The organism is Clostridium thermobutyricum, assembly GCF_000371465.1.
GTDB classification, from domain to species: Bacteria; Bacillota; Clostridia; order Clostridiales; family Clostridiaceae; genus Clostridium; species Clostridium thermobutyricum.
The window spans coordinates 1,998,056-2,023,792 of sequence record NZ_KB850956.1; the positions used below are offsets into that span (position 1 = coordinate 1,998,056).

The window sequence follows — 25,737 nt, forward strand, 5'->3', positions numbered from 1 at the left end:
TATTTATTCACCTCTTTCTACTTTGAAATAATCTTTTTTATCTGAAATAAATTTATATTCTATATTCACGCCTCTTTTTCTTAAAAGATTTCCTTCATTCATTGCTCTTAAAATAGTATTTTCTCCATAGGATATAATAAATTTTAAATTCTTATCTAACTCTTTTATTCCTTCTGTCAGTAAATCAATATTTACTGAAAATCCTATTGCATCTAAATTTCTTCCATAAGCTCCTATAAGACTGTCATATCTTCCTCCATTTAAGACAGTATCTCCAATTCCATTTAAATATCCTTTAAATATTATTCCTGTATAATAATTAACTCTTGGAACCATTCCTAAATCAAAAGTTATATATTCTCCATATCCTAACTTTTCTAATATAGAATATAATTTTTTCATATATTTCAAACTTTCTTTTACTTCCTCATTAAAAGCTAATTTTAATCCATTATCTAAAACTTCTTTATTTCCAAATAACCATGGAAGCTTACTAAAAAAGTCTTTATACTTTTTTTCTATATTTAATGAACTTAAAAAAACTTTTAACTCTATTAAGCTTTTTGTTTCTATTAAATTTGCAAGAATTTCTCTATTCTCTTCTTTTAATACCATTTCATTAAAAGCAGAATTAAAAAATTTTATATTTCCTATTTCTAACTTAAATTTATCTAATCCAAGTTCTTTTAACCCTTCCAATGCTAAAACTAAAATTTCTAAATCTGACCCTAAACTAGAATCTCCTATAAACTCAACTCCACAGTCTGTATATTCATTTCTTTTTCCACCAAAACTTTTATTTACATTAAATACATTTGAGCAATATCTAAGTCTTATTGGCATTTTTACTTCTCTCATTTTTGTCCCTACTACTCTAGCTATTGGTATTGTCATATCTGGTCTTAATACTAATATTCTTCCGTTATTATCAAAAAATTTATATGCCTCTTCTTCTTTTATACCATCTTTACTATTGAAAAATGTTTTATAATATTCAATAGTAGGAGTAACTATACTTTCATATCCAAAGCTTTCATAAATTTTTTCTAATTTTTTTATTGCCCATTCTCTTTTTCTACTCTCTTCAAAAACCAAATCCTTAGTTCCTTCAGGAATAACTTTTCTACTTAACATTTATTCACTCCTCACTTTAACACGTTAAATTATTGATGTGTTAATATTATATTTATCTTCTATATTTTTGTTAAAAATACTTTTACTGTAAATATTTACTTTTAAAAAAGAGAGATTTCAAAATTAGAAATCTCTCGAAAAAATTTTAGTTCTCTGCTAAAGCTTTTATTTTATCTCTTGTTAATCTATAAACAGTCCATTCATCCATTCCAACTGCTCCAAGACTTTTATAAAATTCAATTGAAGGCTTATTCCAATTTAAACAAGCCCATTCCATTCTTTCACATCCATTTTCATAAGCTATCTTTCCTAAAACTTTAAATATAGCTTTTCCATATCCATTTTTTCTATATTGTTCTTTTATATAAATATCTTCTAGATAAAATCCCCCTCTTCCTATAAAAGTTGAATAATTAAAGAAATATAAAACATATCCTATTACTTCTTTATTCAATTCTACAAGAAGTACTTCTGCCTCTTTCTTATTAAATATTGATTCCTTTAAACTTTCTTCTGTAGCTACAACTTGGTCTATCATTTTTTCATAAGTAGCTATTTCTTTTATTAACTCTAAAATTAAACCTGTGTCTTCAATTTTTGCCTTCTTTAGTCTTAAATTATCAATATTCGTTTGTATGTACATACAAATTCTCCCCCTTTTATATATATTAAAAAACTATCTATAAAATGCAAAAGGCAAAAGCCTTTTACATTTCAAAAGATAGTTTTTTTTACTCCATGGCTATAAAATCAACTCGTTCTACATTTTCCATTTTAGATAATTCATCTAAAAGATCTGTTAAATCTAACTCTAACATAGACATATCTATAGTTAAAGTTAAATTAGCAACTTCATTTATAGGTAATCCTTGATCTATAGTTAATATGTTTCCGCCTTTATCAGAAATGTAATTTAACACCTGTGATAATACACCTTTTCTATGCTTAACCATCATATTAAAAGTCATTTTTCTACCTTGTGCACTTTCTGCAAAATCAAAAACATAATCTTTATATTTATAATAAACACTTCTACTTACACCTATAATTTTAGTTGCTTCAGTGATTTCTTTAACTTTGCCATCCTTTAGAAGCTTTTTTACCTCTAATACTTTTTCATAAACATCTGGTAAAACCTTCTTATCAATTACTAAATATTTTCCCTCCATCATTTATCACCTTCTATTACAATTGCCCCCTTTATATCCACAGAAAGTTCTAATATTTTATAAGAAAACTTCATAGTTTTTAAAAATGCTTCCATAGATTTAGTAAAACAGCCTAATCTTTCAACTATAACCATTATAGTTGGACCTGCACCACTTAAATAGGAGGCTAGCGCCCCATTATTATAAGCTTCTTTCTTAATTAAATCAATTCCTTTTATAAGACTATTTCTATATGGTTCATGTAATTTATCTTTACATGCAGTTCTTAGAATTTCATTATTACCATTATTTAAGCCAATTGCAAGAAGAGCAGCTCTTCCAATATTATAAACAGAATCTTCATATGTTAAATTTTTAGGAAGTACACTTCTCGCTTTTTCTGTTTCTAACTTAAAATCTGGAATTATTGAAATAAATGATAAGTTGTTTTTATTTTCTATCTTTTCATATATAATTTTTCCATTTTCTATTACAGCTATTACTATTCCTCCAAGTAAAGCTGGTGCAACATTATCAGAATGTCCCTCTATTTCTACTGCTAAATTTAATAAATCATTCTCACTTAATTTATTTTCTAATAAATTATTAGCACCTACCAATCCTGCTACGATACAACTTGAACTACTACCAAGCCCTCTTGCTATGGGAATATCATTTTTTAATAATTTTATTTTAATTCCTTTAGTTTTATACTTACATACTTCAAATACTTTCAGCATTGATTTATAAATTATATTATCTTTATTAGAAAATTCTTTTGGAAAGCCTTCAAATACCAATCCATCTTCTATCTCTTCAAATCCATACTCATTATATAAATTTAAAGCAACTCCTAAACAATCAAATCCTGGTCCCATATTAGCTGAAGTTGCTGGGACTCTAACCTTAATCATTACTCTACTCCTAAATATTCTTTTAAAGACTTTTTCATATCTTCTATTTTAGAAGTTTTGGTATGAATTACTTTCTTCTTCTCTAAATTACTTAAACTTTCTGGAATTTCATTTTTACTTTCCTCAAAAAGTGTATTTAAAACTTTAAAATCATCCATAAAATCAACTTCAAATCCTAATGAATTACATATACTTCTTGGGAATTTAAAAGGACTTGCTGTTGAAGCTATTAAGACTTCTTTATTATCTCCAGTTTTCTCTACATACTTCTTATGAACAACATAAGCTACTCCTGTATGAGTATCAATTAAATAATTTTTTTTAACATAAACCTCATTTATTGCTTTATATACTTCTCCTGTTGTAGCAAAATCTCCATAAAAATCCGATAAATTCTCTTTCATTGATTCTGATATTTCATATACACCATTTGTATTTAAACTATCCATAAGCTTATTTATTTCTTCACTATCTCTATTACTTATTTCATATAATAATCTTTCAAGATTTGATGAAAGTAATATGTCCATTGATGGTGATTCAGTTAAAATAAGTTCTCTTCTTTTATCATAAATTCCTGTATTAAAAAAATCTGTAAGAACTTTATTTTCATTAGATGCACAGATAAGTTTATCTATTGGCAATCCCATTTTCTTTCCATAATATGCTGCAAGTATGTTTCCAAAATTTCCAGTTGGCACAACTACATTTATCTTATCTCCCTCTTTTACTTTTCCATTTTCAATTAACTTAATATAACCATAAAAATAATATACTATCTGAGGTATAAGTCTTCCTATATTTATAGAATTAGCTGAAGATAATCTAAATCCTTTTTCTAATAACTCTTTTTTTAACTCTTCATCACCAAATATATTTTTAACTCCTGTTTGTGCATTATCAAAATTACCTTCAATAGCAATTACATGCACATTATCCCCTTCTTGAGTAATCATTTGCTTTCTCTGAATTTCACTTACTCCATCCTTTGGATAATAAACTACTACTTTAAAGCCTTCTACATCTTTAAAGCCTTCTAATGCAGCTTTTCCTGTATCTCCAGAAGTTGCAGTTAAAATAACTATTTCTTCATTTGCTCCTATAATATTTTTAGCTCTTTTCATTATTTGAGGTAAAAATAAAAGAGCTGCATCTTTAAAAGCACATGTTGGCCCATGATATAGCTCTAAAAAGTTTTCTACTACTTCTACTTTAAATCTATCTGTATATGCATCCTTTATAGCCCCTTTTAGCTCTCTTATTTTTATGTCAGTAAAAAACTTACTTATTACTAAATAAGCTATATCTTCATAACTTGCCCCTTTTTTATTTATTATTTCCTCATATACTCTTGGAAAACTATCTGGTACAAAAAGTCCCCCATCTTTAGCAATTCCTCTAACAATTGCCTCAACACTTTTTACCCCTTTTTCCTTTCCTCTCGTGCTTCTAAAATTCATATATTACACCCCCAAATAAAATTTTAGAATTTCCCTTTTTCTATTCTCATATTATCACTCATATTTTTTAAATACAAATGTCCTTTATCAGGATACAATTATGGGGGTTTTGTTTTCCATATTATTAATAAACCTATATTTCTAAATCAAATTTAAAATTATTGCTCCTTTTATAGAAACATTATTATTTTTTGCAAATTCCTTTGCATCTTCTAATTTAATTTTAATTACTTCTATCTCTTCGTTTTCTTCTAAGTTTGAATTACTAATTTCTCCTTCAACTATCATTTTTATTACAGCTGTAGTCTCATCTGTCATTCCTACAGAAGTATAACTTGGTTTAACTAATACATCATAGCTTACACAATTTAATCCTGTTTCTTCAAATAATTCTCTTTTTCCAGCTTCTATAAAATCTTCTCCTGGATCTACCATTCCTGCAGGAAATTCATATAAATAATCATCAATAGGTGCTCTATATTGTTTTATTAAAACTATTTCTCCTTCTTTTGTTATAGGAATTATCATTACTCCATCTGCTTTTTCATGATTTTTAGTTACACATGCTAATTCTTCTTTTTCTCTTCTACTAGCCATAAAATATTCTTTTATATTATCTTTTTTATTTCTTAAAGTTAATTTATATAAGTTCAGATATTTGTTATTTGTTTGTTTTTCTATTTTTAGTAATTTCATAACTAAACACTTCCTTGACTAAATAAAATTTTAAAGTTTATTTTTTAGATTAATCATTCTTTTTTTATTATATAATATTTATTTTATGCTGTGCATAAATTAGATAAAATTTTCACAATCTTTCTCTTGTAATCATATAAACTCTATTGTAAAATAACTCTGTCGGTATTCAAATTAATGAAACTGAACGCAAATTACAAAATAATATTGTTTTTTGCCGAATTATATCCATTATGGAATAAGAACGGGGGATTTTTAAAATGGAAAGAAGCAGAAGCCACCTTAGTGTACGTCAATTAGTTGTAGTTGGTATGCTATCTGGTATCACAATTTTTATGGGTCTTACAGGGCTTGGATTTATTCCAATTCCACCAGTTAAGGCTACTATAATGGGAGTTCCTGTTATTATAGGTGCACTCATTGAAGGACCTATGGTTGGTGCATTAGTAGGATTAGTATTTGGTATATTTTCAATTTATCAAGCTATTTCAGCACCAGTATTAACATCTTTTATGTTTTATAATCCAATAATAGCAATTGTACCTAGAGTACTTATTGGAGTTATAGCATATCTAGTTTATAAAGCTCTAAAAAATAAATTTAAAAAAGATGGAATACCAATTGTAATATCTGCAGTTGTTGGTTCACTTGTTAATACTGTTGGAGTATTAGGATTAACTTATTTGATCTATTTAGATAAGTATGCTCATACATTCGGAATTTCAGTAAATGCTGCCAAAGGAGCAATAGCTTTAGTTGGTGTTACTAATGGGATTCCAGAAGCAATAGTTTGCGCACTTATTACATTACCAGTTGTTTTAACAATGAATAAAATAAAAAAGAAAAGATAAATTTAAATTTATATAAAGGGTTGTACAAAACTAATTTAAGTTTAGTACATCCCTTATCTGTTATTTAGGAGGTATTTATTATGAGAGAAATAAAATTTGTTGATATTAAAGGTATAAGACTTGGACATGCTGAAAATAAAGAAGGTTCTACAGGTTGTTCAGTTGTTATCTGTGAAAAAGGCGCAACAGGAGGAGTAGATGTTCGTGGAGGAGCTCCAGGAACTAGAGAAACTGATCTTTTAGATCCATCTGAACTTGTAGAAAAAGTTCATGCTGTTATGCTTTCTGGAGGGAGTGCATTTGGATTAGAAGCTTCTACTGGAGCTATGGAATATTTAGAAGAAAGAAATATTGGATTTGATGTTCAAGTAGCTAAAGTTCCTATTGTATGTTCTGCTGTACTTTTTGACTTAGCTTTTGGTAGTCCTAAAATAAGACCTGATAAAAAATTAGGCTATGAAGCTTGCATAAATTCTGAAAACTATACTCAAAATATAAATGGAAATATTGGAGCTGGATATGGTGCCACTGTTGGTAAAATTACTGGCCCTGAATTTGCTATGAAAGGCGGACTTGGAACTTTTGCAGTAGAATTAGAAAATGGTCTTCAAGTTGGAGCTATTGTAGCAGTTAATTGTTTAGGTGATGTTGTTGATCCAATGGATAATATGAATATAATAGCAGGTGCATATAATAAAGAAACAAAAAAATTTTTAAATAGTGAAAATATTCTTTTATCTTCAACTGAAAATCCTAAGAATCCTTTTAAAGGTAATACTACAATAGGAATAATAGTTACAAATGCTAATTTCAATAAAGCACAAGCTAAAAAAATTTCATCAATGGCTCATAATGGATTCGCTAGAACTATGAAACCTGCTCATACAATGTTTGATGGAGACACTATTTTTACTATGGCAACTAATTATATAGATGCTGATGTATCTACTGTTGGAATGTTAGCTGCAAATGTTATGGAAAAAGCAGTTTTAAATGCTATCAAAAATGCTGATACTTTAAATAATGTTATTTCATTTAAAGAATTGAATTTATAGGAAAAATTTTATAAATAAAAAATACTGTTTAACTTATAGTAAAAATATTATAATTTATTAAAAAACTTCACCTTATTTTAATCTAATGTGAAGTTTTTTTAATGACTTAATACTTTATGTCTGTATATAAAAATATATTATATATATTTTTATAGGTAACATTTGTGTATTTTTAATTAATTTTTCTTTTTTTATTCATATTTTCTTTATGTTAATATGTTACAATAAAAAAATCATAATTAAAAAGGAGGCGTCTTATGTCACACTCAAATCATAAAAATAAACTGACTCTATTATCACTTATATTAATGATATTCACATCAGTTTTTGGATTTACTAATATTGCTAGAGCCTTTCTACTTATGGGGTATTCTGCGATACCATTTTACATAATTTCAGCATTAACATTTTTTATACCATATTCATTTATGTTATCAGAATATGGTGCTGCTTTTAGAAAAGAACGTGGTGGTATTTATTCTTGGATGGATAAATCTGTAGGCCCTAAATATGCATTTATAGTTACATTTATGTGGTATACTTCTTATCTTATTTGGATGGTTTCAACATCATCTTCAATTTGGGTACCTCTATCAAATGTTTTCTTCGGGCAAGACACAACTTCAAGATGGTCATTATTTGGATTATCTTCTTCACAGACTTTAGCATGTCTTGGTATTATTTTAATGCTTATTATTACTTTTGCAGCGTCAAAAGGATTAGATAGTATAAAGAAAATAACATCAATTGGAGGAACTTTTGTTGCATTAGCTAACATAATACTTTTAGTTGGAGCTTTTATAGTTTTAGTTGCTAATGGATTCAAAGTTGCTGAACCTATTACTGCTAGTTCATTTTTCTCATCTCCAAACCCATCATATCAATCACCAATAGGTCTTCTTGGATTTATGGTTTTTGCAGTGTTTGCTTATGGAGGATTAGAATCAATTGGTGGTCTTGTTGACCAAACTGAAAATCCTGAAAAAACATTCCCACGTGGAATAAAAATAGGTGCTATAATAATAGCAGTTGGATATTCACTTGGTATACTTTGTGTTGGTTTCTTTACAAACTGGGCAGGAACTTTAAGCAAATCTACTGTTAATATGGCTAATGCAGGTTATATAGTTATGGGTAACTTAGGTTATACTATAGGAGAAGCATTACACTTAAGCCCAGATGTATCAGTAAATATTGGTCTTTGGTTCTCTAGATTTATAGGACTTTCCATGTTCTTAGCTTTAATTGGAGCATTCTTTACACTTACATATTCTCCAATCAAGCAACTTATTGAAGGAACACCAAAAGAATTATGGCCAAAAAAATTAATTAAACTTGATGATAAAAATGGAATGCCTAAAAATGCTATGTGGATTCAATGTATAATTGTTATAATAGTTATTATTCTTACTTCTCTTGGTGGTAAGAGTGCAACTACTTTCTTAAATTATTTAATATTAATGAGTAATGTTGCTATGACTATTCCTTATGCTTTTATAGCACTTGCATTTATTTGGTTTAAGAAAAATGATAGCATAGAAAAGCCTTTTGTTATTTATAAATCTAAAAAGGGTGCTAATATAGCTGTTGTTATAGTTATGATAACTGTTACTTTTGCAAATGTATTTACAATAATAAAACCTATACTTGAAAGTAGAGATTATACATCTACTATCTTCCAAATTGCAGGTCCTATTGTATTTATGATAATAGCATTATTAATTTATCATAGATATGAAAAAATAACTGGTAAAAAGTAAAATTATAAAATAAAAAAGTGGATTCAAATTGAATCCACTTTTTTTAATCTCTGCTATTTGATATTTGCGCTAACAAATTTAAAATCTCAACATATAACCATATTAATGTTACCATTAAGCTAAATGCACCATACCATTCCATATATTTAGGTGCCCCACTTCTTGCAGCTCTTAATATATAGTCATAATCTTGCATAAGACAAAGTGTTGCTAAAATAACAACAGCTAAGCTAAAAATTATTCCTATTGGCCCATTTTGATATATTGGTAATATTACACCAAAGAAGCTTAATACAACTCCTATAAGTGAAGTTATACAAATTGTAATTAATCCAATCATTACTCCTTTTCTTGTTCTATCAGCTATGCTTGGATTTTTACCATAAATAGCTAAAGTTACTAACACACATACAAAAGTTAATAATACTGCTGGAAGAACTATTCCTGGAAACATTCTATCAAAAAGTTTTGATAAACTACCTAAAAATAACCCTTCAAGTCCGGCATATATTATCCCTGTAAATTGACAAATCTTTGGAGAAAAAGTTGTTATAAGAGCAACTATAAATGTTACTAATGAAACTCCAATCATAACTCCAGAACTATATGGAATGTTAAGCCAACTATATGCAAAGCATACTGCTAAAACTGCTAAAAATATAACTATTTTAGTTACAGTACCACCAACAGTCATAGTTGTTCCATCACTTACGATTTCTGAAAATCCTTTTGCCAAAGCAGGATTTGTTCTTCTACCTATCTTCATATTCATACTCCTCTCATACTTATCTATATCTTTATCTCATAAGTATAATTTTATACTATCATATGATATTTTTTATTTCAAATATCTCCCTATCATTTAAGAATAATATAATTTTTATGATTTTTTAATTTTATTATTATAAAAATCAACAAATTGACTATCCATATATAAAATATGATTTTGTATCCAATCTAATACAAAATCTAAAAGTCCTTTTATATAATTTTCTTGATCTTTATCTATATCATTTAAATTTATATCTTCTAATTTCTTTATAAATTCTATATGTTGTACTTTATGCGAAAAAAATTTATTATATTTCATTTCTAACATTAATTCTTCTTCTCTATTAAAATGGTATATTGTATAGTCTCTTAATTCTTCTATTACATCAACAATTTTATCATATTTATCTAAAGAAAATTTATCTAGTATTATATTATAAGATTTATATACTAATTTAAATAATTCTTTATGATCCTCATCTATCAATTCTTGCCCCAACATATACTTATCCAACTCATTATTCATCTCTCAAACCTCTTTTCTCAATATTTCCCACTTTATAAGTTTAACTTATTTTCTTTATAAATGTCTACATTATGTATATATAAAAAAAGAGATTAAAACTCTGTTTAATCTCTTATATATTATTAATTTTTAAAAGCTACTTTTAATAATATAGGTGTTAATATTGTAGTTACAACAACTACTATTACAACTGGTGCTAAGAAACTAGTATTCATTAATCCAATTGCAATTCCTTTATTAGCCACAATCAAAGCAACCTCACCTCTTGAAATCATACCTATTCCAACTTGTATTGATTCCTTTGTAGAGTAATTAAAAAATTTAGCACCTATCGCACATCCAACAATCTTTGTGATTATAGCTACAATTAATAAAATTAAAGTAAATATTATCAAATCATTTGTCATATTTCCAATTTCCACTTTTATCCCTATGCTAGCAAAAAATATAGGAGATAAAAGTATATATGAAAGAGTTTCAAATCTAGAATTAATATATTTTGTTCTTTCTGTATTAGAAATTATTAATCCTGCAATAAATGCTCCAGTAATATCTGCTACTCCAAAAAACTCTTCTGCACAATATGAAAGAAGAAGACAAAATACGAATGCTACTATCACAAATCTTCTCATATCTTTATGGTATCTATTTTCCATTTTGATAAAAATATAATAAAATAAATATCCACTAATTCCTGCAAATATAAAGAATAAGATTATTTTTAATAGTACTATCCATACATTGACTGTTGAATCTGCCAAACCAGTTACTACTGTTAAAGCTATAACACCTAAAATATCATCAATAAGTGCTGCTCCTAAAATTGTGTTACCTGCTTTCGTGCTTAATTTTCCCATCTCTTTAAGAGTTTCAACTGTAATACTTACAGATGTTGCGGTTAATATTACCCCTATAAATACATTTTGTAAAACATGACTAACTTGACTTCCTGGAATAGTTTCAGTATTAAATACTGTTGCTACTAAAAAACCTACTATAAGTGGAAGAGCCACTCCTAAAACAGCTATTAAAGCTGAGGCTTTTCCAGTTTTCTTAAGCTCAGTTATATCTGTTTCTAGTCCAGCTGTGAACATAAGTATAATTACTCCCAGTTCTGACATTTGACCTATAAAGTCCGTCTCATGTAAAACATTTAAACATGCTGGTCCTAAAACTATTCCAGCTAAAAGTGCTCCTACAACTTGTGGCATTTTAATTTTTTTAGTTGCTATCCCAAACACTTTTGTACTTAATAAAATCAATGCAATATCAAATAAAAATTTATATGATAACATCCCAATCCCCCCTTTTTAGTACAAGGATAATTATAGAATCTTTTACTTTTTTATTCAAATTACTTTTACTACAGAATCAACCTTTTATAGGCTTTTTAAGGCTTATTTACTCTTAATCAAAATATAATCAATGTATATTCTTTTTATCTTTAATATTCTCTTATATAATCCATTTTACAAATTTTATTAATTCTTTATTTATGTTTTATTAACTATATATTCATTATAAAATTTAATAAGTTTTTGTATTAACTAAAATATTTTCTATTTCATATTTACTTATATCAAAATTTATATTATTCTTTAATAATTCTCTTATTATATCTTCTTTTTCATCTTGGAACATATCAGATTCTTGAATATTTTCTATTAAATCATCTATGTCATATATTTTTCCCCAGCCTTCTTCAGCTCCAATTACATAAGAAATATCATCTCTTGATTTTTCTTCATACATATCATATTGACTATAAATATTTTGCTCACTTTTTATATCTATCCTATCTTCAAAATATATGTGTAATACTCTATCAGCATCTTTAAGCTCTGAAAATCCCATAGCTCTATAATCTGGTAAAACTAATAAATAATTCATAAAAAAACACCTCCATATACTAAAAAGGATTGTCTTTTTTTATTTTAAGACAATCCCCTCTAATAATATTTTTATATTTTTATATATTTTATATACAAGCTTTTTATAGGTTAATCTTTAATTATTAGCCTTCTCTGTTAATAATTACACTTATTCTTTACATCCATAGCTAAACAGAAATATCTAACAGATTCTTTTAGGTTATCTAATTTGTAATAAAGATTTCCTAAATCTAAATATCTCTCATAGAAATCCTTTTTAGTACCAAATCTAGCCAATGCATCTAAGGATAAATTAAAATTCATCTCAGCTTCTTCATATTTTCCTTCTTCTTCTAATAAAGTTCCCTTTAAATAATATGAATACTCCATCAATTGAATATTATTAGTTACAATTGCTATATTTAATGCATTATCTAATATTCTTTGTATATATTCTCTTTGATTATATTGCTTTAATATTTTTAAGAATTTTACAAACTCCTCAGCACAAATATCTGTGCTTTCTCTTTGTAAAATAGGAATTATTTCTTCAATAGTTTTTTCAGCTTCTATTGTATTAAATGTTTTAAAATAACATTTAACATAATCTGATTTCATATCTACTATTTTATAAATATCATCTTTAGCATAACTACATGCTTTGTCTCTATTTTCTTTTGAATATTGTTGCATTAATATATTTTTTATAGCATTTACATGATATATTTCACATAATATTTTTCTATCTGTAACTTTATCTAAAAGGTCTAATGATTTATTCAATATTTCTTCACCTTCTAAATATTTACCAAGTTTAAAATGACATTTACTTAATTCACAACATATTTTTGCATATAACTCTGTATTGTCTAGAGAATTATTTCTCATTAAATCTAAAATTCTAGCAAAATAAACTCCAGACTCATCATATTCTTCATTTAAAAATAAATAATCTCCTATTTCAAATAAATAAATTAATTGATTATTTAAATCTTCTGTTTTACTATATAAATCATAATATATTGGTATAATTTCAGATAAATTACCCCACATTTTCTTCTTTTTATAGTATCTAAATAATTTATTTATTATTTCCATACCTTGTTCTATATAACCATAATCGATTGCATATTCTAAGTTAAATTTTAATTCTTTTTCATAATCATATCTTGATAAATTTTCTTCTACTTCTTTTACATTATCTTTTATTTGATCATAAACGCTTTTTGATAAGTAATTAAAATCTATTTTTAATTTATCTGATATATATTTTAGAATTTCTGCATCTGCTTCTATCTTTCCATTTTCTATACAACTCATCTTTGATATAGAAATTTCTGTTCCACATAATTCTTTTAATGTTATTCCATTATACACTCTTATACGTTTTATTTTTTCACCAGTTGAAAGAATTTCCATGTAAACCACCCATCATAATTTAATTTTTTAATATCCCTATTTCTCTAAAAATACCTATTCCTTCATTTAAGTATTTTCTTGCTTTTTCAGTATTTTTTATATCTATATAAAATTTTCCTATCATAATTGATAATTCTGCTAATTTATCTTGAAGTTTATTATTTAAAGCATATTCATAAGCTTTTATTAATGTGCCTTCTGCCATTTCTTCATTTTCTTCTATTTGATGCATTCTATATTCTATAAGAAGACATTCTATTTTTTCTTCTCTATTTTCTTCCTTTATGATTTTATAAATCTCACTTAATGTTTCTTTGCATTTATTTATCTTTTTTATTTTTAGATAATTCTTACAAATATTTATTAATGTTTTAAGTAGACTTTCATCTCCATTTTTCTCTTTCATATCTCTTGAAATCTCAAAATGACTTGCTGCTTCTGTTATATTCTCAAAATTGTAGAAAAGCTCTCCTATATTATTTTCTATATTAGATACACTTGCATATTCACCTAAAACTTTATATACATCTAATGTTTTTCTTGAATATTTTATCGCATTTAACAAATCTCCGTTATCAGCATATTCCTTTGATATTTCTAAAAGATTCTTTGCATATTCTTCTCTATTATTTATTCTTTGCAACTTTTCTCTTGTTAGCTCTGAATACTTTTTAGCTTGTTCGATATTTTCAATTTCAAAATAAGTTGTTGCTAAATTATAGTATATTTCACCTATTAAGAATTCATCTATAATTTCATTATCTAAATATACTTTTTCAGCTTGTTTTAAATAACTATTTGCTGAATGATAAGCTTTTAATTTTAATGTTATTTTTGCTAATTCGAGAAATGTTCTTACTATTTCTTCATACTTTTTATTTTTTATAAATATAATATTTGCACTTAATATTTCTTGCTGTGCTAAATGATATTCGCCTTTACCTAAATATATTTTTCCTTTTAAATTTAATATATTTGCTATTCTATATTCTAAATTATATTTTTCAGCATATTCTAAAGCTTTGTTTATATTTTCTTCCGCTAAATTATATTTTTTATCTAATATGTATGCTTCTGCTATTTGTTCATAATATAAACTTATGTTTTCAGCTTGACTCTCTTCTGATTCCATTAAATATTCTACATTAACATTTAATGTATCAGCTAAATATTCTAATAAATCCATAGAAGGATTAGAACGTTGTGATTCAACTAAACTAATCTGACCAGGAGTTATTCTGTCTTTAGCTAAATCTTTTAATGTCATATTAAGTTCTTTTCTTCTTATTTTTATCTTTTCCCCTAAAGATAGAATTTCCATAAATCTTACACACCCCATATTTTATTCAAATAATTTTAAAATTGTTTATAATTTGTTAAAATTTATTATAATTATAACATGTTTTTGTAAATATATACAATATTTTTATCGAATTTAGCTTTCATTTTTTATTTTTTATTTAGTATATATTTATTTTTGCTATAAATTTTTTCTTAATTTTTATTAAAACAACTTAATTTTTATTAAAATTAATATTTTCTATTTAGTTTTTAATATAAAAAAATAAGATGAAAAAATTTCATAATAGAAATTTTCTCATCTTACCAATATATAATAATTATTTCATTACTGATGCAATAGTATCAAAAGTATCTCCTGCTGCAGATATAATCACCCTTCCTGCTTTTCTCATTTTCTTTTGAGTTTTTCTATCCAGTTGTGGTAGTATAACCATACCAACAGCTGCCCCTACTACCGCTCCAGTTGCTAATCCAGTCATTAATTTAAGTCCCATTTTTATCACCTCACTTATTTTCTTAGATGATATTATGGTTTGTAAATTAATATTTTTTATTCATTTAAATTATCCCTAAAGCTTCTTTTGCTAATTTATCTGCCATATCATTAAATTTATCTCCAGAGTGTCCTTTAACTTTCTTAAAGTTTATTTTTATTTCTTTCATTTTCTCTTGCATAAATTTATTATAATTTTTAGTTATATCATTATTTCTTTTCCATGTACCTAAAGCCCAAGATTCAATTCCTTGATAATCAAAAACTATAGTTATTTGATTAAAATTATTTTCTATTGCATATTCAACAGCTTTCATTGCACCATTTACTTCGCCAGATACATTTCTTAATGATATGGCATTTTTATCTGTTCCTACTCCATTATCAGTAAAAACTACTTCTCCATTTTCTATACATACCATTCCATAAGAATAATTTTTCTTTTCTAATGAAAAACTTCCATCAACATAAGCTGTAAGTCCTTCATCAGCTATAAAACTTTCTTCTTTTAAAGAAGCATCTTTTTTAACTCCACTACTACTATTTAAATTTAATAATATAAACTGTTCTGCTTCTTCTCTTGTTTTGAAACTCTTATATATAGCTCCTTTAAACCCTATTACTTCTTTTTTACATTCATCCCATGAAGTAAATATTTTTGGTTCCCCTGATTTACCTTTATATACTGAATAGAATTTTCCTGCCATGTTTAACTCCTCTTTATAATGTCTGTAATTCTTCAATTACGCTAAATATTTTTTCTAAATTTTTAGCTCCTGTAAAGTTTATTACATAATCTAATCCTTCTTTTAATACAATTAATAATTCATTTTTTCCTGACCAATTTTCAACTAAAACTTTTAATGGAACATCTTTTGCTATTCTATTTAAAGCAAAAAATAATACTGCTATATCATCTATAGTTCCTATAAAAGGTATTTTACTTGGTATTAAATCATTTGGAAAAGCAATATAAGCTATACTTCCTGAAACAGTTAATTTAGTTTTCATAGGAACTCTTTCATCTTTTAGAAGTCTAATTATTAATGCTATTAAATCAGGAACTACAAGCAAATACTCTGAAAATGGCTTTGCTTTTGGTGGTAATTTTTCATCTAACTTTTCCTTTGTAAAATCTCTTCCTTTATTATAAAAGTCTTCTTTTTTTTCTTCTATTAATAAAGCTTCTAGTTCTTCTGTTTCTTCCTCACTAACTTCTTCTTCAACAACTTCAGCTACTACTTCTTCTGCAGTTTCTTTTGAACCTTCTTTAGATTCTTCTTTATTTATTGTATCACTTAAAGTTTCCTTTTCTTTACTCTTATCTTCTAAAGTATTTCCTTTTAAGTTTAAATTTATATCTTTAACTTCAGCAAAAACTCTATCTCCTTTTATATAAAAGTCTTTAACTTTTAATTTTATTATTTTTACATCTTCTAAAACTTTATCTACATCTATTATAAGTTTATCTTTTGTCCCCTCAAATCCTAAGTCTCCAATAAACTTTAATGCTATTTTAACTCCTAAACTTCTAAAAACTCTAAATAAACCTAGCTTGTACACCTTAAATGAAGAAAATCTACAATGAACTTTTTCATCTATTACATTCATATCTGAAATAGTTCCTTCAAAGTTTATTTTTATAACTTTTTTAAAGCTTCCTTTTATATGTATTCCATTATCTATAATAACTGATGATAAATCTAATCCGTCAATTTTAACAAAATCATTTATGACACTTAATATATCATCTCCAGTTAATTGAACCAAAACATTCGATATATTCATATTCCACCCTCCAACTTTTATATTCTTTTTTATTTTACCTTTTTATTAAAAACTTGTAAAATAAAATGACTTATATAATTATTTCAAAATAAAAAATACTACAAAACATTTAAATTTTGTAGTATTTTTATATCTTTTTATAAATTATTTTCTTATTATAAACTTAAAATACTGGTATAACATTTCCATCATAATTTTCATTTATAAAATCTCTAACTTTATCAGAAGTTAAAGCTTGTGTTAAATCTTTAATTTTTTGAGTATCTTTATTTTCCTTTTTTACTGCTAGAACATTTCCATATGGCTTTGAAGCTTCTGAATCTTTTGTTTCTGCAAGTAATGCATCTTTTTTAACTGAGAACCCAGCATCAATTGCATAGTTTCCATTTATAACTGCTAAATCAACATCATCTAAAGCTTTTGGAATAGCTGCTGCTTCTAATTCTTTAAAAGTAAAGTTTCTTTTATTTTCTGTTATATCTTTTGGAGTTATAAGTTCACCATCTTTAATTTTTATAAGCCCATTTTCACTTAATAATTTTAATGCTCTAGCCTCATTTGAAGGGTCATTTGGAATTGCTATAATTGCCCCGTCTTTTAATTCTTTAATATCTTTTATTTTTTTTGAATATGCTCCTAATGGCTCTAAATGAATTTGTGCAGTATAATCTAAATTTAGTCCTTTAGTATTATTTTGATCTTCTAAATATGGTATATGTTGAAAAAAGTTTGCATCTAAACTTCCTTCTGCTAATGCAGTATTTGGTGTGACATAATCATTAAATTCAATTACTTCAACATTATATCCTTTCTCTTCTAAATCCGGCTTTATTTGTTCTACTATTTCTTTATGTGGTACAGGTGATACTCCTATTTTTATTGTTTTATCATCTTTTCCTTCAGATGACGCCCCACATCCACCTAAAGCAAAAGCTAATGCCCCTATTAATATTCCTGTAATTATTGTTTTCCTCTTCATTATAAATTCCCCCTTTTTATTTAGATAATCTTTTATATAAATAATTCCCCAAGCTTTGAAGTATTTGTACAATTATTATTAATAATATTACTGTAATAATTAAAACCTGTTTATCATTTCTATGATATCCATATCTTATAGCAACATCTCCAAGTCCGCCAGCACCAATTGCTCCAGCCATTGCTGAATATCCAATTACACTAATTACTGTTAAAGTTAACCCAGATACAATTGAAGGTATAGCTTCTTTTAAAAGAACTTTAAATATTATTTGGAAATCTGTTGCTCCAAAAGATTTTGCAGCTTCTATTATTCCTTTATCAACTTCTCTTAAAGCATTTTCTATTATTCTAGCTATGAAAGGTGCAGTTCCTATTGTTAAAGGAATTATAGCTGCTTTAACTCCTATAGAAGTTCCAACTAATATTCTTGATAATGGAAATAATACAACCATTAATATGATAAATGGAAAACTTCTAAGAATATTTATTATAAAATCTAAAATTCCATATATAGTTTTATTTGGCTTAAGTCCATCTTTAGCTGTTAAAGTAAGTATTATAGCTGGAATAAACCCTAATATTGTTGCAAATATTGTTGAAAATAAAACCATTACTGCTGTGTCCTGTATTGCAATTAAAATCTCTTTATTCATATTAAAGCACCTCCAACTTAACTTTTTTATTTTCTAAATATTTAACTATTTTTTCTTTATCCTCTTCATTGACATTTATAACAAGACTTCCTAAAATATCTTCTCTAAACTTTTCAAGCTTTCCAAATACTATTGAAAAATCAACTTCTAAATCTCTAGCTAGTTTTGTTATAATTGCATTTTCTGAAAAATCACTTGGGAAGAATATTCTAATATTTATTCCTTCCTTTGGAAGAACATTGTCTTCATCTTCTCCTAAAAACTTTTTAAGATGAGTTTCTGGTTTTAAAAATAAATCTTTAGCTTTTCCTTGTGACTTTACAACTCCACCATCAAGAAGAGTTACTGTTTCGCAAACTTCTTTTACAACTTCCATTTGATGAGTAACCATGACTATAGTTATATTTAATCTTTTATTTATTTCTAAAAGTAGCTCTAAAATATCTTTTGTTGTTTTAGGATCTAATGCAGAAGTTGCTTCATCACAAAGTAAAATTTTAGGTTCTAATGCTAAAGCTCTAGCTATTGCAACTCTTTGCTTTTGTCCTCCACTTAATTCTTTTGGTTTACTATTTTTCTTTTCCTCTAATCCAACTAATTTTAAAAGCTCATGTACTTTCTTTTCAATTTCTTTTTTATCATACTTCCATACTTCTAAAGGAAGTGCTATATTTTCAAAAACTGTTTTTCTATTTAAAAGATTAAAATTTTGAAATATCATTCCTAAATTTCTTCTTAAATTTCTTATTTCATTTGAATTTAAATCTTTTATTTCTTGTCCCATAACAGTTAAAGAACCATTATTATACCCTTCTAATCCATTTATACATCTTAGCAAAGTACTTTTTCCTGCTCCACTATGACCTATTATTCCATATATTTCTCCTTCTTTTATTTCAAGAGAAATATTTTTTAAAACATTATTATTGCCAAAACTCTTATCCAAACTTGTTATTTTTATCATTTTTTTCCACCCCCAAAATTAAAAAATGCACTAGAGAACAAATCTCTAGTGCATGGAATATACCCTATTAACTTTTCTCTCATCTCCCAACATTTTGTTGCAGGATTTAGCACCACGTAAAAATAAATATAAAAATACTATATTTTAATTTACAGGTTGCCGGGTTTCATAGGGCCAGTCCCTCCACCACTCTTGATAAGCAATTATTAAATTTTCCGATTTCTTGTTATAAATATATTATTTTTTTAACAGTTTGTCAACTATTTTTAAAAAAAATTTTATATTTCTTCATCTGCATATTTGTGTGCTATAATAAAAAATTCATCTTTAACTTCTAAAAAAACTTTTACTAATTCAGGATCAAATCTTTTGCCACTAAATTCTTGTATAAAATTAACAGCAACTTGTGGATCTTTTGCACCTTTATAAACTCTTTTACTTACTATAGCATCAAAAACATCAATTACCATCATTATTCTAGCTGGTAAAGGAATATCTTCTTGCTTTAAACCTAATGGATAACCATTTCCATCCCATTGTTCATGATGATAATAAGCAATTTCTTTTGCACAAGCAAGAAGTTTATTTTCTTTTCCACCAAATTTATCTTCTGCATTCTTTAAAATTTTATATCCATAATAAGAATGACCTTTCATAACCTCAAATTCTTCATCTGTAAGTTTCCCATTTTTAAGTAATATATTATCTGGTATTCCTATTTTTCCTATGTCATGTAAAGCAACAGCTTTAATAATATCATATGTATTTTCGTAGTTTAATACATCTTTATATTTATCCATTTTTACCATATAATTTAGCATGACTTTAGCGTATTCTTTGCATCTTTCAATATGACATCCTAAATCTGAATCCCTAGTTTCAGCAATAAGTGCAAGAGTATCAATAAAAGAACTGTTAAATTGTTCTATCTCTTTTATTTTCTCATTAACTAGTCTCTCTAAGTTATCACTATATTCTTTTAATTTTATATAATTTCTTATTCTAGCTCTTATTAATTTAGGATGAACAGGCTTAGTTATATAATCTATAGCCCCTAAGCTTATTCCCAAATATTCATCTTTTATATTACTTAATGCAGTTAAAAGTATTACTGGTATATGCTTTGTCTCCTCCGTACTTTTTAATATTTTACAAACTTCATAACCATCCATTTCTGGCATCATAACATCTAATAATATTAAATCTGGTCCCCAAGACCTTGCAAGCTCTATTCCCTTAACCCCATTTAATGCCACATTTATTTTATATTCATTTTTCAATATTTCAACTAAAACTTTTACATTATCTGAAACATCATCAATAATTAAAATTTTATTATTCTTTCTATTCATCTTTATAAATCCTATACTTTCAAAGTTTACTTTCTAAATTTTTTACTTCTTCTGTTGCTTTTTCTAAATCAAACTCATCTATTAATTTTTTTATTTGGACTATATCATCTTCAAACTTTGTTTTTTCTAATTTTCTATATACATAATCAAAGATATCTATAGCTTCGCCTACATCATTTTTAATTGCTATTTTTAATTTATCTAAATATAGTTTTATTTCCTGAAGATCTATATCCCTTTCTAATAGATTTTCATTTAACTTTTTAGGTATTAACATTTTATTAGATTTTTTTATTAGAATTTTCTCATTTGAAGTCTTTATAAATATTTCTTCTAAAGTAAGAATTACATTGAATTTACTTCCTTGTCCCTCTTTACTTTCAACAAATATTTCTCCCCCTAATTCTTCAACTATATTTTTGCATATTGTTAAACCTAATCCTGTTCCACCATACTTTCTAGTTATTGATTCATCTCCTTGAGTAAATGGTTCAAATATTTTTTCTATTTTTTCTTTAGAAATACCTATTCCTGTATCTTCTACAATAAATTTAACCTTACATAAATTTCTTTCTCTTTTAATTACTTTTATAGTGAATTTTATATATCCTTTTTCAGTAAATTTTATAGAGTTTCCAATTAAATTTATAAAAATTTGTTCTAATCTAAATTCATCACATAAAACCTTTTTAGGAATATCTTTATCTATTTCCTTTATAAAGTCTAAACACTTTTTCTCTATTTCATCTTCTTTTATTAATATTACTGTATCTATTACTTTTTTTAAGCTTATTACTCTTTTTTCTGTTTTTAATTTAGTCTCTTTTTCTTTTGAAACATAAAGAATATCATCTATCATTTTTAATAATAAATTTGAAGCTCTATCTATCTTTTTTGTGTATTCCCTTTGTTTCTTAGTTAACATAGTCTCAGCTAAAAGATAATTTATACCTGATATAGTATTCATAGGTGTTTTAAGCTCATGACTTACTCTTGCTAAAAGAGATGTTTTCGCTCTATTAGCTTCTTCAGCATTCTCTTTTGCGTTTTCTAATTTTTCTTGTACTTCTTTAATTCTAGTTATATCAGTACCTATTCCAGATATGAATAGCTTGTCCATATATCGGGTCATAAATATTTCTTGCATTACATAAATATCATCAATCATAATTTCTTTTCTTATATTTTTTATTTTTCGCTTCTCTAACTCTTCTAAAATTTCTTTAAAACAGCTAATTGAATTTATATTCTTTTCTTTTATAAGCTTATGAAAAGAATTATTTGAATATATTATCTCTCCGTTTTCATCTGCAATAAAGGCAGTATTTTTTATTGAATCGATTAAAATGTCTACTTTCTGAAGCATTTCTCTATTTTCTTTAGCTTCATCTTTTAATCTTTCATTTTTTATACTTATCTCTTTTATTAAGTCTTTATTTGTATTTTTTAAAATTGCTAAGAAAAAACAGGTTGTTAATACTACTACATAAAACAATTGTAAATCTGATACTAGATGTTCTTTAAGATATCCATTTAATCTTCCTAAAAAAAGATTAACCATAAAAAATGAAATTATGAAATCTTCTACTATTAATATTATAAATTCTTCTGGTTTTAATAATATACATGCTAAAACAAGTATAAATAGAGATACATATTCTAAGTGAGATCTATTCATATCAAAAACATTTCTATAATAAACCTCTTTTAAGTTAAACAAGAATATAATTACAACAAAAATATAAAAATTAGTTGTAAATTTTATTTTATCTAGTTTGATAATTATATAATATACTGAAAAAGAAAATACATATCCTAGAAAATCTGATAATACAAAATTATAAAATTCAAACTCTAACTTGCCATTATAAAAATAAACATATACATACTGGATAAATATACCTAGTGTTATCATTATTGGAAATACCTTTAAAAAGGTTATGTTAATTATCTCATTTAAATTAGAATCAAGTAATTTTCCTTTTTTATTTATAAGTATAGAAATAACATATGCACTTAATATATTTAAACAATTTATAATTATTTCACAAACTATAAAATTTAAATCGTTTTTATTAGAAAACCACATATAGTAATGTATATTTTCTATAATAAACGATAATAATATCCCCCAAATCATATATTTTTTACTTTTTATCGTAAGTAAATACATTGTTAAAATTGCATTACTCATCCAAACGATATAAATAGGTATATTATTTATATAAATATAAAATGGCATAAAATTAGATACTATAAATAACACTAAAAACAAAAATAACTTTTTATTATTATTCATACTTTAAATTCTCACTTTTAATTTTAATTCCAGTATATATTAATTTTTTTTATTTTCTTTTATGCAGATGTAAATTTTTAATTAAATATAATCTTAACTTCAAAAAAAATATATAGTTTCATATATTTGTTAAAATTTATAAATATATTGTATAATTAAATAGTAATTTAATTTGAGAGGTGAATTTTTATGCATTTAGAAAATATAAAAGCTGCAAGAGAAAATATAAAGGATATAATAGTTAAAACACCATTACTTTATAGTAATGTATTTTCAAAATCTTGTAATAATAATGTTTATATGAAATGTGAAAATCTACAAATAACAGGCGCATACAAACTTCGTGGCGCATTAAATAAAATTAAGTCTCTAAAAGAAGAAGATAAAATAAAAGGGGTAGTTTGTTCTTCTGCTGGAAATCATGCTCAAGGTGTTGCTTACGCATCCAATTTTATTAATATTAAATCAACTATAGTTATGCCTAAAACAACACCATATTTAAAGGTTCAATCAACTAGAGATTTAGGTGGAAATGTTATTCTTAGTGGACAATGCTATGATGATGCTTATAGTGCTGCTAAACAAATAGAAATAGAAGAAGGTATGACATTTATTCATCCTTTTAATGATATTGATGTAATATATGGACAAGGTACTATAGCTTTAGAAATTTTTGAAGATTTAAAAGATGTAGACATAATTCTTTGTCCTATTGGAGGCGGAGGTCTTATTAGTGGAATATCACTTGCTGCAAAAGAAATAAATCCTAATATTAAAATAATAGGTGTACAAGCTTCTGGTGCAAATGCAATGAAACAAAGCTTTTATAGTGATAAAATAGTAAACTTAGAAAGTGTAAATACTATTGCAGATGGTATTGCAGTTAAGTCTCCAGGAGAATTAACATATTCTTATATAAAAGAATATGTAGATGAAATAATTGAAGTAGATGATTCTGAAATAGTTGATGCTTTCTTAGTTCTAAGCGAAAAACATAAATTAGTTGCAGAGGCATCTGGTGCTGCTTCATTAGCTGCTTTAAATAAATTAAAAGTAAAAAATAAAAATGTTGTATCTATAATTAGTGGTGGAAATATTGATATGCTTACTATAACATCATTAATTAACAGTGGACTTGTTAAAAGAAATAGATTATTCTGTTTTACACTTGAATTACCAAATACTCCAGGACAACTTATGCAAATTGCAAAAATTCTAAGTGACTCACATGCAAATGTAGTTAAATTAGATCATAATCAATTTAAAGCTGCTAACAAACTAAAAAATGTTCAACTTGAAGTTACTGTTGAAACTAATGGACTTGAACATATTGAAAGAATTAAAACCAATCTAATGGATAATGGATATATAATAACTCAAATGTATTAATTTTTATAAAAAAACTCCTAGGAACATCTAGGAGTTTTTTTTATTCTTACTTTTTAATTTATAAACTTCAAATTTTTCTTCAAATGATCTATTATCAAATGGATTATTTATCATTTCCTTAACAAATAATTGAGGATATTCTTCTTTTAAATGCTTCATATACATAACCCATCCATTTACCATAAGTCTATATGATACCTTTATATCTTTTGCTAAATGTTGTCTATCATAACATCCACATTCATATTCCATTTTAAAATATCTATCTTGAAGTTCATCTCTTAAATGAAATAGTGATATAGCCATATCTGAAAAACTTTCATGTTCCATCAAAGTTGGATTAGTTATTATTGAAATAATAAAATCTTTTTTATCATTTAAAATTTTTGATACTTTTTCTATATCTAAATTTTCTACTTCTACCTCAAAATCATACTCTTTTAAAAGCTTCTCAAGTTTCCTAAATTCCTCTTTTCCCCACTCTTTACTAATATGAGCTTCATCTGAAATTAACTTTACGTTTTTATCACATTTAGCAAACTCTTTTAAAATTTTATCTCCTAATTCAGAAAAGAAAACTCCTTTTATAATTATAAGTTTTTCAAGCTTGTGTGCAATATCTCTTTTATCTAAAAACTTTTCTATTACTAAAGCTGTAAAGAAAACATCTATTGGAATAAATGCTATATCTTCAAAAAGAAATATTAATGTATGATGTAAATCATGAAATACTTCATAATGTAAAAAATACAAAAATGCAGATAGTGCTATAAGCACTATTCCAGTTAATACTGTTTCTCTTGTATGTTTTTTCATCTTTTTCATACTATTCTTTCCTTTCAAATATAAATTTAAAAACACAATGTCCTAGTCTTTTAATTATATTATTTTATTAATAACAGAATAGCATT

25 protein-coding genes and 1 riboswitch are annotated in these 25,737 nt (G+C 25.7%); of the genes, 4 read left to right on the top strand and 21 right to left on the bottom strand.

Annotated features, from left to right (window positions below):
- Window positions 1-3: 3 nt before the first annotated feature.
- The 6 genes from hisZ to HMPREF1092_RS09365 all read right to left on the bottom strand — a co-directional run bounded on the left by hisZ (window position 4) and on the right by HMPREF1092_RS09365 (window position 5,352).
- Window positions 4-1,134 (bottom strand): ATP phosphoribosyltransferase regulatory subunit, encoded by a 1,131-nt coding sequence (hisZ, locus tag HMPREF1092_RS09340; protein WP_002598416.1) that lies wholly within the window; start codon window positions 1,132-1,134, stop codon window positions 4-6.
- 145 nt (window positions 1,135-1,279) lie between these two features.
- Window positions 1,280-1,777, bottom strand: coding sequence for a GNAT family N-acetyltransferase (locus HMPREF1092_RS09345; RefSeq protein WP_002598417.1), 498 nt, complete (start codon window positions 1,775-1,777; stop codon window positions 1,280-1,282).
- 88 nt (window positions 1,778-1,865) lie between these two features.
- On the bottom strand, window positions 1,866-2,303 hold the full coding sequence (locus HMPREF1092_RS09350; RefSeq protein ID WP_040414129.1) for an ACT domain-containing protein: 438 nt from the start codon (window positions 2,301-2,303) through the stop codon (window positions 1,866-1,868).
- The gene (thrB, locus tag HMPREF1092_RS09355; protein ID WP_002598419.1) at window positions 2,303-3,196 is read right to left on the bottom strand and encodes a homoserine kinase; all 894 of its coding nucleotides are present in this window, start codon (window positions 3,194-3,196) and stop codon (window positions 2,303-2,305) included. Before thrB ends, HMPREF1092_RS09350 begins: the two co-directional genes overlap by 1 nt.
- On the bottom strand, window positions 3,196-4,656 hold the full coding sequence (gene thrC / locus HMPREF1092_RS09360) for a threonine synthase (protein WP_002598420.1): 1,461 nt from the start codon (window positions 4,654-4,656) through the stop codon (window positions 3,196-3,198). The genes thrB and thrC overlap by 1 nt, the downstream gene beginning before the upstream one ends.
- Window positions 4,657-4,797: 141 nt before the next feature.
- Window positions 4,798-5,352, bottom strand: coding sequence for an NUDIX hydrolase (locus HMPREF1092_RS09365; RefSeq protein ID WP_002598421.1), 555 nt, complete (start codon window positions 5,350-5,352; stop codon window positions 4,798-4,800).
- A 260-nt stretch (window positions 5,353-5,612) separates the two neighbouring features.
- On the opposite strand from HMPREF1092_RS09365, the gene HMPREF1092_RS09370 reads away from it, so the two are divergent.
- The 3 genes from HMPREF1092_RS09370 to yjeM all read left to right on the top strand — a co-directional run bounded on the left by HMPREF1092_RS09370 (window position 5,613) and on the right by yjeM (window position 9,018).
- A complete protein-coding gene (locus HMPREF1092_RS09370; RefSeq protein ID WP_002598422.1) occupies window positions 5,613-6,203 on the top strand; it encodes an ECF transporter S component in 591 nt (196 codons plus the stop codon).
- A gap of 80 nt (window positions 6,204-6,283) precedes the next feature.
- Window positions 6,284-7,258 carry a P1 family peptidase gene (locus HMPREF1092_RS09375; RefSeq protein ID WP_002598423.1) on the top strand — a complete coding sequence of 325 codons (975 nt, stop codon included), beginning with the start codon at window positions 6,284-6,286 and terminating at the stop codon, window positions 7,256-7,258.
- A 257-nt stretch (window positions 7,259-7,515) separates the two neighbouring features.
- Window positions 7,516-9,018: a glutamate/gamma-aminobutyrate family transporter YjeM gene (gene yjeM, locus HMPREF1092_RS09380; protein WP_002598424.1), complete on the top strand. Its 1,503-nt coding sequence runs from the start codon at window positions 7,516-7,518 to the stop codon at window positions 9,016-9,018.
- Window positions 9,019-9,061: 43 nt separating this feature from the next.
- On the opposite strand, the gene HMPREF1092_RS09385 is transcribed toward yjeM, so the two are convergent.
- The 14 genes from HMPREF1092_RS09385 to HMPREF1092_RS16510 form a co-directional block, all read right to left on the bottom strand.
- Window positions 9,062-9,784 carry a Bax inhibitor-1/YccA family protein gene (locus HMPREF1092_RS09385; protein WP_002598425.1) on the bottom strand — a complete coding sequence of 241 codons (723 nt, stop codon included), beginning with the start codon at window positions 9,782-9,784 and terminating at the stop codon, window positions 9,062-9,064.
- Window positions 9,785-9,898: 114 nt separating this feature from the next.
- Window positions 9,899-10,315, bottom strand: a complete 417-nt coding sequence (locus tag HMPREF1092_RS09390) for a bacteriohemerythrin (RefSeq protein ID WP_002598426.1) — start codon at window positions 10,313-10,315, stop codon at window positions 9,899-9,901.
- Window positions 10,316-10,437: 122 nt separating this feature from the next.
- The gene (locus tag HMPREF1092_RS09395; protein ID WP_002598427.1) at window positions 10,438-11,610 is read right to left on the bottom strand and encodes a cation:proton antiporter; all 1,173 of its coding nucleotides are present in this window, start codon (window positions 11,608-11,610) and stop codon (window positions 10,438-10,440) included.
- Between the two features lie 232 nt (window positions 11,611-11,842).
- Entirely contained in the window at window positions 11,843-12,205 is a 363-nt protein-coding gene (locus tag HMPREF1092_RS09400) for a hypothetical protein (RefSeq protein WP_002598428.1), read from the bottom strand.
- Window positions 12,206-12,342: 137 nt separating this feature from the next.
- Window positions 12,343-13,605: a helix-turn-helix domain-containing protein gene (locus HMPREF1092_RS09405; RefSeq protein ID WP_002598429.1), complete on the bottom strand. Its 1,263-nt coding sequence runs from the start codon at window positions 13,603-13,605 to the stop codon at window positions 12,343-12,345.
- 19 nt (window positions 13,606-13,624) lie between these two features.
- The gene (locus HMPREF1092_RS09410; protein WP_040413675.1) at window positions 13,625-14,926 is read right to left on the bottom strand and encodes a helix-turn-helix domain-containing protein; all 1,302 of its coding nucleotides are present in this window, start codon (window positions 14,924-14,926) and stop codon (window positions 13,625-13,627) included.
- A 298-nt stretch (window positions 14,927-15,224) separates the two neighbouring features.
- On the bottom strand, window positions 15,225-15,401 hold the full coding sequence (locus HMPREF1092_RS17195) for a hypothetical protein (RefSeq protein ID WP_002598431.1): 177 nt from the start codon (window positions 15,399-15,401) through the stop codon (window positions 15,225-15,227).
- Between the two features lie 64 nt (window positions 15,402-15,465).
- A complete protein-coding gene (locus HMPREF1092_RS09415) occupies window positions 15,466-16,107 on the bottom strand; it encodes a ribonuclease H1 domain-containing protein (protein WP_002598432.1) in 642 nt (213 codons plus the stop codon).
- A 13-nt stretch (window positions 16,108-16,120) separates the two neighbouring features.
- Window positions 16,121-17,188: a YkvA family protein gene (locus tag HMPREF1092_RS09420; RefSeq protein WP_002598433.1), complete on the bottom strand. Its 1,068-nt coding sequence runs from the start codon at window positions 17,186-17,188 to the stop codon at window positions 16,121-16,123.
- 163 nt (window positions 17,189-17,351) lie between these two features.
- Window positions 17,352-18,167 carry a MetQ/NlpA family ABC transporter substrate-binding protein gene (locus HMPREF1092_RS09425; protein WP_002598434.1) on the bottom strand — a complete coding sequence of 272 codons (816 nt, stop codon included), beginning with the start codon at window positions 18,165-18,167 and terminating at the stop codon, window positions 17,352-17,354.
- A gap of 16 nt (window positions 18,168-18,183) precedes the next feature.
- Window positions 18,184-18,822, bottom strand: a complete 639-nt coding sequence (locus HMPREF1092_RS09430) for a methionine ABC transporter permease (RefSeq protein ID WP_002598435.1) — start codon at window positions 18,820-18,822, stop codon at window positions 18,184-18,186.
- 1 nt (window position 18,823) lies between these two features.
- Entirely contained in the window at window positions 18,824-19,786 is a 963-nt protein-coding gene (locus tag HMPREF1092_RS09435) for a methionine ABC transporter ATP-binding protein (RefSeq protein WP_002598436.1), read from the bottom strand.
- 76 nt (window positions 19,787-19,862) lie between these two features.
- Window positions 19,863-19,988: riboswitch (SAM riboswitch) on the bottom strand.
- A 76-nt stretch (window positions 19,989-20,064) separates the two neighbouring features.
- Complete coding sequence (locus tag HMPREF1092_RS09440) at window positions 20,065-21,138, bottom strand: HD-GYP domain-containing protein (RefSeq protein ID WP_002598437.1); 1,074 nt, start codon at window positions 21,136-21,138, stop codon at window positions 20,065-20,067.
- A gap of 19 nt (window positions 21,139-21,157) precedes the next feature.
- Window positions 21,158-23,437, bottom strand: a complete 2,280-nt coding sequence (locus HMPREF1092_RS16510) for a sensor histidine kinase (protein WP_002598438.1) — start codon at window positions 23,435-23,437, stop codon at window positions 21,158-21,160.
- A 189-nt stretch (window positions 23,438-23,626) separates the two neighbouring features.
- Here HMPREF1092_RS16510 and ilvA point away from each other — a divergent pair, with 189 nt between their 5' ends.
- A complete protein-coding gene (gene ilvA / locus HMPREF1092_RS09450) occupies window positions 23,627-24,826 on the top strand; it encodes a threonine ammonia-lyase (protein ID WP_002598439.1) in 1,200 nt (399 codons plus the stop codon).
- A 27-nt stretch (window positions 24,827-24,853) separates the two neighbouring features.
- Here ilvA and HMPREF1092_RS09455 read toward each other — a convergent pair whose 3' ends face one another.
- The gene (locus HMPREF1092_RS09455; RefSeq protein ID WP_242830405.1) at window positions 24,854-25,651 is read right to left on the bottom strand and encodes a hypothetical protein; all 798 of its coding nucleotides are present in this window, start codon (window positions 25,649-25,651) and stop codon (window positions 24,854-24,856) included.
- Window positions 25,652-25,737 lie beyond the last annotated feature (86 nt).